At 59.6% G+C, this 14245-nt stretch carries 16 protein-coding genes; 1 reads left to right on the top strand and 15 read right to left on the bottom strand.

What is annotated here, in order from left to right; all coding sequences use genetic code 11:
* Position 1 precedes the first annotated feature (1 nt).
* From UTM25_RS17525 to UTM25_RS17455, 15 genes are all read right to left on the bottom strand, one after another.
* Positions 2-580 (bottom strand): DUF3261 domain-containing protein, encoded by a 579-nt coding sequence (locus UTM25_RS17525; RefSeq protein WP_194401391.1) that lies wholly within the window; start codon positions 578-580, stop codon positions 2-4.
* Positions 577-2901, bottom strand: a complete 2325-nt coding sequence (locus UTM25_RS17520; protein WP_194401392.1) for an MMPL family transporter — start codon at positions 2899-2901, stop codon at positions 577-579. The genes UTM25_RS17525 and UTM25_RS17520 overlap by 4 nt, the downstream gene beginning before the upstream one ends.
* Positions 2870-3475: an outer membrane lipoprotein carrier protein LolA gene (locus UTM25_RS17515; RefSeq protein WP_023309527.1), complete on the bottom strand. Its 606-nt coding sequence runs from the start codon at positions 3473-3475 to the stop codon at positions 2870-2872. The genes UTM25_RS17520 and UTM25_RS17515 overlap by 32 nt, the downstream gene beginning before the upstream one ends.
* Positions 3472-3894 (bottom strand): acyl-CoA thioesterase, encoded by a 423-nt coding sequence (locus tag UTM25_RS17510; protein WP_023309526.1) that lies wholly within the window; start codon positions 3892-3894, stop codon positions 3472-3474. The genes UTM25_RS17515 and UTM25_RS17510 overlap by 4 nt, the downstream gene beginning before the upstream one ends.
* A 3-nt stretch (positions 3895-3897) precedes the next feature.
* Positions 3898-5589 carry a glycosyltransferase family 2 protein gene (locus tag UTM25_RS17505; protein ID WP_194401393.1) on the bottom strand — a complete coding sequence of 564 codons (1692 nt, stop codon included), beginning with the start codon at positions 5587-5589 and terminating at the stop codon, positions 3898-3900.
* Positions 5580-5933: a (3R)-hydroxymyristoyl-ACP dehydratase gene (locus UTM25_RS17500; protein ID WP_023309524.1), complete on the bottom strand. Its 354-nt coding sequence runs from the start codon at positions 5931-5933 to the stop codon at positions 5580-5582. Before UTM25_RS17500 ends, UTM25_RS17505 begins: the two co-directional genes overlap by 10 nt.
* Positions 5920-7281 carry an acyl-CoA synthetase gene (locus tag UTM25_RS17495; RefSeq protein WP_194401394.1) on the bottom strand — a complete coding sequence of 454 codons (1362 nt, stop codon included), beginning with the start codon at positions 7279-7281 and terminating at the stop codon, positions 5920-5922. The genes UTM25_RS17500 and UTM25_RS17495 overlap by 14 nt, the downstream gene beginning before the upstream one ends.
* Positions 7274-7861 carry a hypothetical protein gene (locus tag UTM25_RS17490; protein WP_133551034.1) on the bottom strand — a complete coding sequence of 196 codons (588 nt, stop codon included), beginning with the start codon at positions 7859-7861 and terminating at the stop codon, positions 7274-7276. The genes UTM25_RS17495 and UTM25_RS17490 overlap by 8 nt, the downstream gene beginning before the upstream one ends.
* A gap of 6 nt (positions 7862-7867) precedes the next feature.
* Positions 7868-8119 (bottom strand): acyl carrier protein, encoded by a 252-nt coding sequence (locus UTM25_RS17485; RefSeq protein WP_008503082.1) that lies wholly within the window; start codon positions 8117-8119, stop codon positions 7868-7870.
* A 10-nt stretch (positions 8120-8129) separates the two neighbouring features.
* Complete coding sequence (locus UTM25_RS17480; protein WP_008503081.1) at positions 8130-8387, bottom strand: phosphopantetheine-binding protein; 258 nt, start codon at positions 8385-8387, stop codon at positions 8130-8132.
* A complete protein-coding gene (locus UTM25_RS17475) occupies positions 8368-9183 on the bottom strand; it encodes a lysophospholipid acyltransferase family protein (protein ID WP_033146839.1) in 816 nt (271 codons plus the stop codon). The genes UTM25_RS17480 and UTM25_RS17475 overlap by 20 nt, the downstream gene beginning before the upstream one ends.
* Entirely contained in the window at positions 9180-9902 is a 723-nt protein-coding gene (locus tag UTM25_RS17470; RefSeq protein ID WP_194401395.1) for a beta-ketoacyl synthase chain length factor, read from the bottom strand. Before UTM25_RS17470 ends, UTM25_RS17475 begins: the two co-directional genes overlap by 4 nt.
* Positions 9903-9969: 67 nt before the next feature.
* Positions 9970-11034 carry a methyltransferase gene (locus UTM25_RS17465; RefSeq protein WP_047646814.1) on the bottom strand — a complete coding sequence of 355 codons (1065 nt, stop codon included), beginning with the start codon at positions 11032-11034 and terminating at the stop codon, positions 9970-9972.
* A gap of 69 nt (positions 11035-11103) precedes the next feature.
* Positions 11104-11493, bottom strand: coding sequence for a hypothetical protein (locus UTM25_RS17460; protein ID WP_023309518.1), 390 nt, complete (start codon positions 11491-11493; stop codon positions 11104-11106).
* A 337-nt stretch (positions 11494-11830) separates the two neighbouring features.
* Positions 11831-12880 carry an AI-2E family transporter gene (locus tag UTM25_RS17455; protein ID WP_023309517.1) on the bottom strand — a complete coding sequence of 350 codons (1050 nt, stop codon included), beginning with the start codon at positions 12878-12880 and terminating at the stop codon, positions 11831-11833.
* Between the two features lie 145 nt (positions 12881-13025).
* On the opposite strand from UTM25_RS17455, the gene UTM25_RS17450 reads away from it, so the two are divergent.
* Positions 13026-14243, top strand: a complete 1218-nt coding sequence (locus UTM25_RS17450; RefSeq protein WP_194401396.1) for an MFS transporter — start codon at positions 13026-13028, stop codon at positions 14241-14243.
* Positions 14244-14245 lie beyond the last annotated feature (2 nt).

Genomic DNA, 14245 nt, shown 5'->3' with positions numbered 1-14245 from the left:
CTCAGTCACCCAGATATTGAATGGTGATGTGGTATTTAAAGACGTGTTGCTCGATGCTGATCGGCTCGCGCTTGCCTTTGCGCTGCAGGTAAACAATCTCCGTCACCAGCTTGCCGCTGGCGTTTCGCAGCTCGCGCCGATCGCCATTGTCCGTTAACGTCCAGCCCTTCGGCAACTGCGGCTGCCAGGCGCTAATCGGCCAGTGGCTGAGCATCACGTCGGCCAGCACCTGGCTGGCTGGCGGCAGCTGCGGCACGACGATCGACTGCTCGGTATGAATACCGGTCTCATCGTACGTCGCCAGGAACAGGCGAATGCCCACGGAAGAGAGCCCGGCCAGCGTGACCTTATGCGCATCCGCGTTGAGCATCACCAGCAGAGACTGCGTTTGTCCGTTAAAGCTGCCGGTAAGCAGCTGCTGGGAGCTTACCGCCGGGCTAATGCCGGGCGGCGGCAGCGTCACTCTGGTGCCCGGCTGGAGCCAGGCCTGAGGCCGCGTCTCTTTCGTATCGGTCGAATGGCTGCAGCCCGCCAGCAGCAGCGCCGCGGCCAGCGCAACGGCGCGATAAAAAGCGATCATTTACGTTTTCTCTCTTTCTTATCCGGCATCGCCAGCGGAGCCAGCAGGAAGGCGGTAAAAATACCGCTCACCAGCACAATACCAAAGCTGCTGATGGCCTGGGTGGCGCTGAAGACGAGCATGCCCAGCGTCAGCAGCGTGGTCATCATGGCCAGCGTAATCGCCAGCATGGAGGTCAGCGGCGTACCGCGCGGGTTGCTGAAAAACAGCGTGTAGTTAATGCCAATGCCGAGCACCAGTACCAGCGCCAGCAGTGAGAACAGATTCACCGGGTGGCCCGTTGCGGCCAGCACCGCCAGGCCGCAGCTCAGCGACAGCACGGAAGGCACCAGGCTTATCAGCCCTTTACGCCAGCCGAGGCGCAGCATCGCCCCGCAGGCAATCACTGCCAGCGCGGCAAGCAGTAGCCCCGTCAGCAGCGTGCGGTAAAGGGCAAACAGGCTATCAAAGCTGGCTTTGCGATCGACCCAGACGACGCCGTCATGGCGCGCGGCCAGTTCACCGAGGTAAGCGCTGTTTTTCGCGCCGTCCACCGGCACGAGCACGCCGCTTTCCCCGTCGGGCAGGGTCAGCCAGAGCAGACGCCAGCCTTCGCTGGCCGGGCTTTTAAGCCACGCGTCCACGCTGACCGGCATGGCATCGAGGTTTGGGGATACGGCGCTGAGCCCGGCGCTTTTCAGCACGTTCGTCACCGCAGGCGCGGCCTTCTGCAGCAGCGTAAGATCGCTTTTCTGGCGCGCCAGCGAGTTCAGCGGTAGGGTACGCCAGCGGGCGATCTCTCCGGCTTTTTGCGCCTGTGCCAGCGCCGGGGTAAAGGCTTCCAGCCGCTCCAGCGTTTGCTGAGGCGAGGCGCCATGCACCACAAACCATTTCTGATCGACGCTCTGTCCGGTCAGGGCGGTAATGGCCTTCTCCTGGGCCAGGATATCTTTCGGCAGGGCCTGTAGCTGGGCGATGTCGTCGTCCACCCTCAGGGCGCTCATCCCCACGGCGGAGAGCAGCGCCAGCGCGACGGGCAAACCAACCGACAGTTTTTTATTGCGTCGCCAGGCGGCCAGCCAGCGCAGCATCAGGACCATTAGCGGAACCGGGCGCACCGGTAAACCCCGGCACAGCCACGGATGCCAGAAAATCACCGTCAGGCAGGAGGCGCTCAGCCCCACGGCGGCGAACACCGCCATCTGGCGGATCCCGGGGAAGGGGGCCAGCATCATAATCAGGTAGGCGGCAACGGTCGTCAGCAGCGCCAGCAGCAGCGCATTGCGTACTTTGGCCAGGCTTTGCCAGGGGGAATATTCCGCGCCGTGCACCATCCGTTCGGTCAGGTAGTAGAGCGTGTAGTCGGCTGAAATACCGATGATGCTCATGCTCATCACCAGCGTCATCAGGTGCAGTTCGCCAAAGAGCAGCAGCGTCACCACCGTACCCGCCAGCGCGCCGATGGCAATGGAGAGCACGCTCAGCAGCAGCGGGCGCAGAGAGCGGAACACCGCCACGATGAGCAGGAACACGCCAAGCAGGGTGGCGATGCCCAGCGTCGAGACGTCGCGTTTGGCCTGCTGGCTGGCGTAATCGCTGTAGAACACGGTCCCGCGCGAAAGCAGCTGCGCCTGCGGGAAACGCGCTTTTAGCGTCTCCTGCAGCGCGTTAAGCGTCGTCACGAGCCGGTGGGTCTGCTGCATATCAAATGACGAGCCCGCCAGCTCGCCGTGCAGCAGATACCAGTAGTTTCCCGCCTCATCCTGTGTGACCAGCCAGCCGTCCATCAGCCGCAGCTTCTGGCCGTTTTGCGCCAGAGCGAGCTGCGAGCCGCGCATCAGCATCAGGGGATCGTTTTGCAGCTCTTTGCCGCTGACGCCGGAAAAGGCCGAATAGAGCTGAGATAAAATCCACTGCGCCTGCGCTTCCCCGCCGTTTTGCAGGCGAGCGCGGGTGGCGGGATCGATCAGGCCATTCCGGTGCTGCCAGAAGAACTCTCCCCAGGCCTTTTGCCCGGCGGCGTCCATAGGGCCTTTGACCTCGCTGAGCGAATCGCTGCTTTGCAGCAGCGCCAGCCACTGCTGCGCCACGCGCGGATCGGGCTCTTTGCCGGGGCTGACCAGCCAGACCAGCTGGCGGTCGAGACGCTGCATAAACCCGTCGTTGAGCGCCGGCGGGATCGCCCCCAGCGTCTGCTTCGGCAGCATGGCCAGCACGCTGCTGTTCAGACGCGCGCCGGGCAGCAGCGACAGCAGCACGCCCAGCAGAATCAGGCATAGCGTGGCCCACATCAGCGCCGGGCGCAGGGATTTACGGTGCGGCAAAGCGTTGGCGTTCGTCATCGGTCAGGCTGGCGGGCGTCAGTTGGTGGCGTGAAAGGGCGATATCGGTACGGTCGCCCTGTTTGTCGTTGAGGCGAATCGTCTCCAGATAGGTCGCGCCGCCCAGATCGAGGGTGGCGAAAATCTTGTCTAGCGGCGTCGTTTTTGGCGTAAGCACCAGCGACCAGCGGCCCGCGCCCAGGTCTTTAAAATCGATGCGGAAGTTCTCTTCAAGCACCCTGCGGTCGGCCTGGAACAGGGCCCGCAGAAGATGGTTGAACTGGAACATCTGCGGATTATTGTCGGCGGTGACGGTCTGCGGCGGCTGGCCGTTAATGGCCTGAACCATCCGCTTGTCGTCCAGCAGGAGCGTCATCGGAAACGGCGCTTTTTGATCCCACAGCAGGCCGCTGTCGCGAGCGATCAGCATCTCGCCCTGCGAGCGCAGCGGCTGCGGCATATCTTTTATGGTGCGAACCTGTTCGAAGTGCGCGCGCACGACGGGCTGTCCGGTGAAGCGCTGCTGCAGTTCATCCAGCGTCACGGCGCTGACCAGCGGGCTGACGATCAGCGCCAGCAAAGGCAACCATTTCATGGTGTCACTCCCATTCGTTCAAACAGTATTGCCGGGCTCACAAAGCACATTTCGCGGGTGGCTTCTTCCACCGCCACCTGGATGGTGTAACCGGTGGTGGTGCGTTTGCCGGTCTGCGCATCGAAAATTTGATAGGCAATGCGCAGGCGGTTTTCATACTCTTCAACGTGCGCGCGGACGCGAATACGCTGCTCAAAGGTCACCGCATCGCGGTATTTCACCCGGGTATCGACGACGGGCCAGACGTAGCCGGAGGCCTTCATCTGGCGATAGCCATAGTCAAACTGATTGAGCAGCGCCTCGCGGGCGATCTCAAAGTAGCGGAAATAGTTACCGTGCCAGACCACGCCCATCATATCGACGTCGTGGAACGGAACGGTGATCTCAACTTCAGTCGTAAAGCGGGGATCGGTCAGCACCCTTTACTCCTTCTCTCTGGACTCTGGCAGATGCCAGAAATCGAAAAAATTAAACCAGTCGAGCGGCGACAGGAGGGCGTAATGCTCCAGCCGCTGCGCGTAGCGATCGACGGTCTCCTGCAGCGCCTGCTGGCGTTCGCCGCGCGGCAGGCGCAGTGGGTCGGCAAACGGTTCACTGTGCAGTACGAGCTTACCCTGCTGGCGCAGGGCAAAGATCAGCACCACCGGGCAGCGCAGGATGGAGGCCAGGATAAACGGCCCCTGTGGGAACGGCGCTGGCTGGCCCATGAACGGGCTCCAGATCACCCGCCACTCGCCGCCACGCTGCGGATTGACCGCGATGCGGTCGCCCACAATCGCGACCCATTCTCCCCGCTCAAGCTTCTCTTTGATGGCAATCGCGGTGTCCGGGCCGATGTCGGTAACCGACATCAAATTCACGCCCGCCTGGGGCGCCATTTCGCTCATGATTTGCTTAAAACGCTGGGCGTTCTCGCTGAAGACCAGGGCGGTGATAGTTTTGCTGCCGTCCAGCTGGGCCAGCGCCCGGCAGGCCTCAACGTCGCCAAGATGCGAGGCCAGCAGCAGCTTGCCCTGCGGCGCCGCGATATTAAGCGTTTCGCACGCGCCGGGGGCAAAGACCACGTCGCGATCAAACTTCAGCTCACCGCGCCAGCTGGCGACTTTATCCAGCATCGCGTTGCCGAAGCGCATGAAATGGAAAAAGCTGTTGAGCCGCGGGGGAACGGGCATGTTCCGCTGACGCAGCTCTTGCTTCACCCTTCCAATCCACTGCCGCGAGGCCTGCCGCGCCGGACGCGCGATAAGCCAGTACACGCCAATTACCGGCCACAGCAGCACGGTAAAGGCCCGGCGCCCCATCAGCTTCCAGACGCGCAGCATCAGGCGCATCCCCCACAGGCCTTTGACCTCGTCCTGCTGCGCCCAGTGCTGGCGGCGTCGACGGAAAAGCAGGCCGGGCATGCGGGGCAGCATGCCGAAGAACAGCCGGGTATGCATCAGGGAGATCCGCACGTTATCTTTCAACGCGTCGAAGTGGGACAACCCGTCCTGCGGGTAGGTGACGCGGGTGGGCAGAAAGATGCTGGTGTTACCCTGCCAGTAGAGACGGACCATCACTTCGGTGTCAAAGTCCATCCGTTTGCCGAGCGTTTCACGCGCTGCCAGCCGCAGCGTGGGCGAGACCGGGTAGACCCGAAAGCCGCACATGCTGTCTTTAAGCTGCAGGGATAAGGTCTCAATCCACACCCAGACGTGGGTTACCCAGCGTCCGTAGAGTCGCGAGCGTGGAATGGAATCATCGTAAATGGGCTGGCCGGAAATCAGCGCGTCCGGGTGGCGCTCCGCCAGCGCCAGCAGTTTGGGGATATCTTCGATGGCGTGTTGACCGTCCGCGTCCACCTGCACGGCGTGGGTATAGCCCGCGCGCGCGCACTCCTCCAGCCCCCTGATGACCGCGGCACCTTTCCCGGCGTTTTGTGCCAGACGGACCAGCGTTACCTGTGGCTGCTCCGCCGCCAGGCGCTCGAGCTCCTGACGGGTGATCGCTTCGCTGCCGTCATCCACCACCAGGCACGGCAGGCAGAACGGTGCGAGACGCGACAGCACGCGGGCGATCATGGCGCCGTGGTTGTAGCACGGGATCAGCACGCAGGGGCGAAAGATCACTGACATAGCCGAATCTTCCCGCTGCTGGCGGTATGGCGCTCCGCCCCGGCGTGACGCTGGTAGCTGAAGGTCAGCATCTGACGTTCGGCATGCCACTCAAGCACCAGCGTCACCGTAGTTTCCGGCAGCAGAGGCGCCTGGAACTTCACGTTTTGAATGCTGTGAAAGCGGTAGCCCGGCGCCAGTAACGTTGTGGCGTAGTGCATCACCCAGTCAAGCTGCGCAACGCCGGGCAGCAGCGGCTGTACGGCAAAATGGCCCTGAAACCAGAACAGCGCCGCGTCGAGATGCAAAATGATTTCCAGCTTCTCCGGCTGTGTCTGGCGGCGCTCAATTTCAGGAATTTTCATGAAATAACTCCTCTAACTGCGCATAGACACGCTTGTTCATACTGTTTACCGGCATTTCATCGACAATGCGCCAGTAGCGCGGAACGGCGACCGGCTCAAGCCACGGCAGCAGGGCGCGACGCCAGGCGAACTCCTGCGCTTTTTTATCCTGCATATAGCCGCGCTGGCGAACCGCTTCGTCCAGCACCAGCAGTGCGCCAATCCCCTGACGGCCCCCGCGCGTGACCGGCAGCGCAGCCGCTTCGCAAATGCCGTCGATTTCGAGCAGGCGACGTTCGATCTCGTTAAGCGAGATGCGCTTTTCTTCAATTTTGACCACCCGCCCGCGACGACCGGCGATGCTGAACAGCCCCTCGCTGTCGAAGTGCAGGATATCGTCCAGCTGGAGTCCTTCAGCCTCGTGGATCAGTGGCGACGTGACGCGACAGGCGTCATCTTCCTGATGGAAGATAACGCCGGGGAAGGCAATCCACGGGACGTTATCCTGCTGGCGATGGCGCCAGGCGAGGATCCCGGTTTCGGTGCTGCCATAAATTTCATCCGGGCAGATGTTAAGCCAGCCCGCGGTGGTGGAAACGTCACACCAGGGCAGCATGCCCCCTGCTGAAATTAGCATTCTGACGGGCGGCGCGGGCAGTTCCGTATCCAGGCGCTTCAGGAACGCCGGGCTGCTGATGAACAGGTAATGTCTGTCATGAGGAAGAGCGGCCAGCTGTTCAGCGTAGTAGAGCATCGCGGCATGCAGCGGCAGCCCCAGCGCCATCGGCAATACGATGCGGAATGACAGGCCGTACAGGTGTTGCGGTACGACCGAGGCGACAACGCTACAGCCGGCCAGACGCTCGCCGAAGCGGTCAGCCAGCAGACGGGCTTCGCGATCCAGGCTGACGATGTGCTTCATCACCCGGCGCGGGGTACCCGTGGAGCCGGAGGTGAACAGCTCAACGAAGCGGCTTTCGTCAATGGCCGGCAGGGGCGCCCAGCGGCTAGCCGTCTGATGGCTGGAGGCCACCACAATCAGCTTGCCATGGAAACCGAGAGTCCGATCGCTCAGAACGCCGCTAAACAACGACTGCTGTTCTTCAAGCTGCGAGACGCGGCTATGGCCGGGAATGACCGGCGTTTTACCGGCGTGCAGCGAGGCCAGCAGCGCAACGACAAACAGGTAGCTGTTTTCAAAGCACAGCGCCCAGCGCTCGCCATCCTGCTGACGCAGGGTGTCGACCAGCAAGGTCACGTCGTGGCGCAGCTGGCCAAGCGTCCAGGTACGATCGTCAAGCCAGGCAACGGGCGTATCGTCAGGGCGGGGCGCATTTAACCACTGGCCCAGCGGAAGGGGGTTAGTCATTGTGCATCTCTTTTTTAATCACCCGCTGGCGCACCAGCCACTCTGTCGCCATCAGCGTCCCCATCAGGATGTAGGCCACCATACCGTTCCACAGCGTCCACAGATGCATGTCGCCGTGGAGCACGGTGAACAGCGCCATCGCGCCGTTTCCGATGAAAAAGCCGCACCAGACGAGGGTCACCTTGCGGGTATAGCGCACGCCCTCCGGGGGCAGGTTTGGCTCGCGCAGGCGCGCCAGTCGCTCGACCAGCGGCATCGCGGTCCACAGTGAACCGCCGAACACGGCCAGCATCACAAGGTTGACGACCACCGGGTAGAACAGCAGCCACTGGTGGGTTTTCAGCAGGTAGCTGGCCGCGCAGAGCGCGATGCCCGCGAACGCCACGCACTGCACCACATACCGCATCGGGCCAGCGTTCCGTCGCGCCTGGCGCAGCCGCAGCAGCAATACCAGCGCCATCACCGGCAACAGCCACTGCAGGCTGTTGTGGGTTAGCCCAAATCCAATCAGGAAGGGCCACGCCAGCAGCATCAGCCCCGTCAGCAGTGGGATGACCGGGAACGTCCGTCCACCACGCACGAGGCCTTACTCTTCGCGCAGAAGCTGTTCGACGGCGTCAACCACATCCTGAACGGTACGAACCGACTTGAAGGTTTCCGGCTTGATTTTCTTGCCCGTTTTTTTCTGCAGATGAACAATCATGTCCACCGCGTCAATGCTGTCCAGTTCCAGGTCTTCGTAAAGACGGGCTTCGGGCGTAATGTCCTGCGGGTCGATTTCAAAGAGCCTGGTCAGCAGGCCGCAGACTTCCTGGTAAATGGTTTCTTGTTCAGTCATCGTTCACATCTCAGGCGCGTTGAGCGTTGATAAAGGACGCCAGCGTGGCGACGGAAAAGAAGTGCTGGCGCATCTCTTCGCTTTCGGCAGAAAGCACCACGCCATACTGGTTTTTTACCGCCAGACCCAGTTCCAGCGCATCAATGGAGTCCAGACCCAGCCCATCGCCAAACAGCGCGGCATCGGTATCAATATCCTCTGCGGTAAGCTCGTCCAGATTCAGCGTGGTGATAATGAGATTCTTAATTTCAAGATAAAGCGCTTGCATCATTAATTCCTGACAAAGATTGAAGGCCTGATGTTAATCGATGCTGCAGATGCCGGTTTAACTGCCTTGCCGCCAGCGCCGGTTCTTGTTCATTTGCATCGTAAAATTCGTCGATGTTCACGCGGTCGCGGACATCCACGGTGAAAACAGGTTTTTCTGGCGGTACATCATACCAGTGACTTTTTTTATCCAGCAGGTGTTCGCTACAGTGGATCAGCACCACCCGCAGATCGCTGTTACAGCGCACGGCGATATTTGCCGCGCCGCGCTGGAGGGAGATAGCCTCGCCAAACCGGGTACGCGTGCCTTCCGGGAAGATTAAAAGCGTGTCGCCCTGAGCCAGACGCTGCTGGCTGGCCGCGAGCAGGGGCTCGGCTTCGCTGTTAATCAGATAATCCGCCGCGCGGATGACGCCGCTGACAAAGGGATTGCGCAGCAGCGCGCTTTTCACCAGGCAGTCGGTTTCGGGCATCACCGACGCCAGAATCACGTAGTCTATTAACGTTGGATGGTTTGCCACCACCAGACAACCCCGATCGCTGCGCAGCGCGTCAAGATTGTGAATGCGATAGTCCAGTACGCCGAGGCCGCGGGCCACGGTCAGGAAGAAGCGGAAGCTGGCCGCAATGCTGCGACGCGCCAGGCGGCGACGGCTGGCGCGGTCGCGCTGGACGATCAGCAGCAGGTTGAACCAGACCAGCGACAGCAACAGCCCGCCCACGCCAAACAGCGCGAAGCAGAAGCCGGTCATCACCAGACGCCATAGCCAGTTGATACGGGCAGCCAGGCGGTTCATGCGCGCGTCCATTGCCACAGCAAACGTTCGCCGGGCACCACAAACTGACGTTCCTCGCTGAGATAGCGCTGCAGGAACAACAGGCTTTGCGGCAGGGCGGGTTCTTCACCCGTGCTGCCGCTGTGGGTTTCACACTGCATTCCGTTGCCGGATTCAATCACCAGCGCCAGCGCGTACGGCCAGGTGGGCATCTGCGGCGGTAGCGCCGGATGGTAAAATTCCGGCAGCGCGCCGTCAAAATCGACCAGCAGGACGCGGGAATAGCCCGCCTGCAGCAGGCTCAGCACTTCGCATAAAGCCTGCTGGAAGGTGTCCAGCCCGGCAGAAATGGATGACGAGACGATGGCCTGGCGTGCGGTGATCGTGAGATTACCGACCGCGGAATTGTGCACGGACATCGCGAAATCGGTGGGTGAAACGGACTGCCCGGTCGCCAGAGCATGCAAAATACGGTCGTTGCGCTCCAGCTCGCCGTGGCGGCTGGAATAGACGACGGCATCAATGGCGTGGTTTTGCAGCATGGCAAGACCAATATCCACCGCCAGCTTACTGCCTGAGTTGAGGCGGCGCGCGGTCATCATGGGTAAAGCGGTCAGGCGGGGAAGCGGGGCCGCTGGATCGACGGTCAGCTGCAGGCGCGACCACGCCTGCCACTCTGTGGCATCGCTGAGTCCTGGCGCTCTCGCCTGCCAGTCGATAATGTTCAGTGAAAATTTCATCTACGCGCGTCCGCGAAAAAAACCGTATTCAAAGGGCAGGCTGGGCCACCCGGGCAGCTAAGCTGCTCTATTGTTCACGTTTGGTGCATATCAGCAGGGTATGACCGACCCCAAGGTTGTCCAGCCGCTGTTCAACGCTAAAACCTGCGCTCTCCAGGTAGCGATAAAACTTCTCTACGCTGTAAAACCGGCTATTACCATTCGCCATACAGGTGAAATAGAGCGAGGTGGCATTCAGGCTGAAAGAGGCTGCTTCAAATTTCTGAGCATCCCAGAAAAGCTCCATGATGCACAAACGTGCGCCTGGCTTCATGGCCTGTGCGACGCGCGTCAGCATGGCGACAATCTGATCCGGAGAGAAACAATCCAGGAACTGGCTCATCCACCAGACGTCGGCGTCACCCGGCAATGTTGCTGGGCTAAGCATATCGACAGCATGGAATGCAATACGATGAGAAAAACCTGCTTTTGCGATGTTTTCCTGCGCCAGCGCTATCTGCTGCGGCAGATCGAGGATCGTCACGGCAACATTTTCGTCATAGCGGCAGCAGCGTAACGACCATTTACCCGTATTTCCGCCCACATCGTACAATTTTGTCGGCGAGCTTGCGAATATATATGGCAAAGCAGCGTCAAAAGCGGCGTCAGAATAGTAATGATCGAAGGCGAACCAGCTCTCTTTCGCCGCAGCAGGTAATTGGGATAACGCCGGGTAGATGGTTGGCCAGTTGCCAAACACGGCTAATCCGGCCGGTTTTTCTTCCTGCAGGGCGTCCGCCAGGTGAAATAGCCCCTGATAACAAACGTCCTGGGTGAAATCCATATTTACGCGGGTCATTTCGTCGTGCAGTAAAAAATGGCCCACTTTCGCCAGGAAATAACGTCCATTCTGTTGGGTAACGATTCGACCGCTTAATCCCATATCCAGCAGTACGCTGACGCCATAGCTGCCGAGCGTGCTGTGTTCGGTTATTTCCTCGAGGCTTGCCCCCTCTTTTCCTTGTTTATCGAGCCAGGCGAGAACGCCTGAGTTACGCAGACAAAGCGCAGTCTGGAATAACATCGGGGCAAAGGCGATGCGTTGCGCTTCGGTAATGGCATCCAGTGCGCTGAGTGTGTCCTTTTCGTACATTCCTGCGTAACCTTTGAGGGCAATAAAGAGAGGTTATCGGGCCATACGCAGCCCGACTTTAGAAAAATATTACAGCGCGGCGCCAGCGGAGAGGTTCAGCTGAATATCGTGGTCGAGGTTATTCACCCAGCGGTTATAATTTTTGTGGATTTTACCGTCTGCCGCTTTCAGGTTAAGGCTGTTTTCATAGTTGATTGAATAGCTTGTTGCCGTGTACGGAATACTCACCTGAACCGAGTGATCGCGTGACTGCAGACGCCCCTTAATCATTCCCGGGCCGGTTTCCGTCATGATCCAGTCGCGTTTTTGGCCTGCTTTCAATATTGCCGTTTTTACCTGATCGGCAGTATGGCCTGCGCTTACAATAGAGTGAACCTGAGCGATTGGCGCGGTACGCGCGCAGCCTGCCAGCGCGCCAACGAATACGGCAGCAGCACACCATTTAACGATCTTTTTCATCAACAACTCCATATCAATAATAACAATTAAAGGCAGTGGTTTTTACAAATAATACTCATCCGGCTTTTTGTTATCGCCAGGTGTAATTTTTAATCAATATTAATGTTTACATTACGTTGAAGCGAAGGCGGGAATAATAACATGGAAAATAAATAAGGATTTCATTTTTTATAATTTGCGTTAAATCATGAATTGCGTTTGAACGTAATGCGCGCGGCGTAATTAAAACCGGAATGAATATCGCCTTAACGCAAATAAAAATACCGCGACGGATTAGGGGCGCGGTAATTCATGGTGTATTACTGACGGTTTAAACCTACCTGTACAGGCAGGTCCGTTACCCGGGTAATCGGCTTTTCGGCCTCCCCGGCCCGAGCAGGATCGCCAGCTTGCTGCCGCCTTTGGTGGTCTCCATCCAGATTTTACATACGCTGGTAAGGGGGACCGACAGCAGCATACCGACCGGGCCCAGCAGCCATCCCCAAATTAGTAAGGATAAAAATACCACCAGCGTCGACATGCCCAGACGGTGTCCCATCATGCGCGGCTCAAGAATATTGCCCAGCACCATATGCACCACGAGGAACAGCGCGCCGACCAGCATGCATTCGTAGAAGCCGTTAAACAGAAACGCCTGAATCATCGGCGGTACGGCGGAAAGCACCGCGCCAATATTGGGCACGTAGTTCAGCAGAAAGGCCAGCACGCCCCACATCAGCGCAAACTGTACGTCCATCAGCATCAGTCCCAGCCATACAATCACCCCGGTCCAGACGCTCAGGAGCGTTTTCAGCGCCAGATATTTGGAGACGCCCTTCAATGCCCGGTGTAAGCCGGCAATGTGAATTTGTGGATTGTTCAGCGCAAAGCGCAGCTTGTAGGGGACGTGGCGAACTTCGAACAGCATAAACACCACCGTCATGACCAGCAGCAGAATGCTGGCCATCGCGCCGGAAAGCCCCGTCATCAAGGTGGTGGCGTAGGTCATGACCTTCTCGGAGTCCATCCTGCGCAGCATCCGTTCGGGTGAGATATGCAGATTAAGGAAGGGCACCATCTCCTGCAGCGCGACAATTTTACGCGTCAGCTCTTTGTTGTACTGCGGCAGCATGGTGGAGAATTCGCTCAGCGATGCCGCCAGCACGCCGAAGAGCGCCGTCAGGCCAATAAGCATCACGATGACGACGATGGTGATAGCTACCGGACGGCTGACGCCCCGGCGTAAAAACCAGGTGACCAGAGGATTAAGCACGATGGCAAAAAAGAGCGCCAGCAGGAGCTGAACAATAATGTCAGCGGCAGCATGGATACCCGCAAGGATAACCACCAGACAGGCGAGTTTTAATAAGATGTGGAGTCCTGCTTTGTCGGACGGGTTAGCGATCATGCGTGTTCCTTAATATGATGACCCGATAAGTGTAGTGCCCGGGCTTCGCTTCGTCTGGCACCGTTAATCTGAAAGTCGGGGCTGATTTTCTTATTGCGCCGTGGTAATAGTGAAACACTGTTGTAAAAAATCCAGGTAGAACCCCATGCCCGAACCTGCCGCTGAACCGGCACTGAGCGGACTGCGCCTCAATCTGCGCATCGTTTCCGTTGTTATTTTCAACTTTGCCAGCTATCTGACCATTGGCCTGCCGCTGGCGGTCCTGCCGGGCTATGTCCATGACGTGATGGGCTTCAGCGCCTTCTGGGCGGGGCTGGTGATAAGCCTGCAATATTTCGCTACGCTCCTCAGCCGCCCGCATGCCGGGCGCTACGCGGACATGTTCGGTCCAAAAAGCATCGTGGTGGTGGGACTGTGCGGCTGTTTCCTCAGTGGTCTGAGCTACCTGCTGGCTGCCACCACCGGCCACTGGCCGCTGGTCAGCCTGGCGCTGCTCTGCCTGGGCCGCGTTATTCTTGGCATCGGGCAAAGTCTGGCGGGAACCGGCTCAACGCTGTGGGGAGTGGGTGTGGTAGGCGCGCCGCACATTGGCCGGGTGATCTCCTGGAACGGGATTGTTACCTACGGTGCGATGGCGCTCGGGGCGCCGCTCGGCGTGGCCTGCTATGCGCTGGGCGGGCTGTATGGGCTGGCCATCACCATTATGGCGGTCGCGCTGCTGGCGATCCTCTTTGCGCTGCCGCGCCCGAAAGTGAAGGCCTGCAAAGGCAAGCCGCTGCCGTTTCGGGCGGTGCTGGGGCGCGTCTGGCCGTACGGCATGGCGCTGGCGCTGGCGACTACCGGCTTCGGCGTGATTGCGACCTTCATTACCCTGTTATACGACGCCAAAGGCTGGGACGGCGCAGCCTTTGCGTTAACCCTGTTTAGCTGTGCGTTTGTTGGCGCCCGCCTGCTTTTCCCTAACGGCATCAACCGTCTTGGCGGGCTGAATGTGGCGATGATCTGCTTTGCGATAGAGATTGTCGGGCTGCTGCTGACCGGAATTGCGATGGTGCCCTGGGTCGCGAAAGTGGGCGTGTTCCTCGCGGGGGCTGGCTTTTCCCTGGTCTTCCCGGCGCTGGGCGTGGTGGCGGTAAAAGCCGTGCCGCAGCAGAATCAGGGGGCGGCGCTGGCGACCTATACGGTATTTATGGATATGTCTTTAGGGATTACCGGCCCGCTGGCGGGGCTGGTGATGGCCTGGGCAGGAGTTCCGGTGATCTATCTTGCCGCGGCGGGACTGGTGGTGATTGCGCTGCTGCTGACGTGGCGGCTAAAAAAATGGCCCCCGGTGCAGGCACCGGAGGCCACGTCATCATCGTGAAG

This window comes from Enterobacter sp. 61D5 (assembly GCF_034107965.1).
GTDB classification, from domain to species: Bacteria; Pseudomonadota; Gammaproteobacteria; order Enterobacterales; family Enterobacteriaceae; genus Enterobacter; species Enterobacter cloacae_M.
Note: the sequence above shows the minus strand (reverse complement) of the source record. Positions and strands in the feature narration are given on the sequence as shown.

What these genes read in the sequence shown, in the direction of transcription:
- UTM25_RS17525 (WP_194401391.1), bottom strand. Translation starts at nt 580, where the DNA reads ATGATCGCTTTTTATCGCGCCGTTGCGCTGGCCGCGGCGCTGCTGCTG.
- UTM25_RS17520 (WP_194401392.1), bottom strand. Translation starts at nt 2,901, where the DNA reads ATGACGAACGCCAACGCTTTGCCGCACCGTAAATCCCTGCGCCCGGCG.
- UTM25_RS17515 (WP_023309527.1), bottom strand. Translation starts at nt 3,475, where the DNA reads ATGAAATGGTTGCCTTTGCTGGCGCTGATCGTCAGCCCGCTGGTCAGC.
- UTM25_RS17505 (WP_194401393.1), bottom strand. Translation starts at nt 5,589, where the DNA reads ATGTCAGTGATCTTTCGCCCCTGCGTGCTGATCCCGTGCTACAACCAC.
- UTM25_RS17500 (WP_023309524.1), bottom strand. Translation starts at nt 5,933, where the DNA reads ATGAAAATTCCTGAAATTGAGCGCCGCCAGACACAGCCGGAGAAGCTG.
- UTM25_RS17495 (WP_194401394.1), bottom strand. Translation starts at nt 7,281, where the DNA reads ATGACTAACCCCCTTCCGCTGGGCCAGTGGTTAAATGCGCCCCGCCCT.
- UTM25_RS17485 (WP_008503082.1), bottom strand. Translation starts at nt 8,119, where the DNA reads ATGACTGAACAAGAAACCATTTACCAGGAAGTCTGCGGCCTGCTGACC.
- UTM25_RS17480 (WP_008503081.1), bottom strand. Translation starts at nt 8,387, where the DNA reads ATGCAAGCGCTTTATCTTGAAATTAAGAATCTCATTATCACCACGCTG.
- UTM25_RS17475 (WP_033146839.1), bottom strand. Translation starts at nt 9,183, where the DNA reads ATGAACCGCCTGGCTGCCCGTATCAACTGGCTATGGCGTCTGGTGATG.
- UTM25_RS17470 (WP_194401395.1), bottom strand. Translation starts at nt 9,902, where the DNA reads ATGAAATTTTCACTGAACATTATCGACTGGCAGGCGAGAGCGCCAGGA.
- UTM25_RS17465 (WP_047646814.1), bottom strand. Translation starts at nt 11,034, where the DNA reads ATGTACGAAAAGGACACACTCAGCGCACTGGATGCCATTACCGAAGCG.
- UTM25_RS17460 (WP_023309518.1), bottom strand. Translation starts at nt 11,493, where the DNA reads ATGAAAAAGATCGTTAAATGGTGTGCTGCTGCCGTATTCGTTGGCGCG.
- UTM25_RS17455 (WP_023309517.1), bottom strand. Translation starts at nt 12,880, where the DNA reads ATGATCGCTAACCCGTCCGACAAAGCAGGACTCCACATCTTATTAAAA.
- UTM25_RS17450 (WP_194401396.1), top strand. Translation starts at nt 13,026, where the DNA reads ATGCCCGAACCTGCCGCTGAACCGGCACTGAGCGGACTGCGCCTCAAT.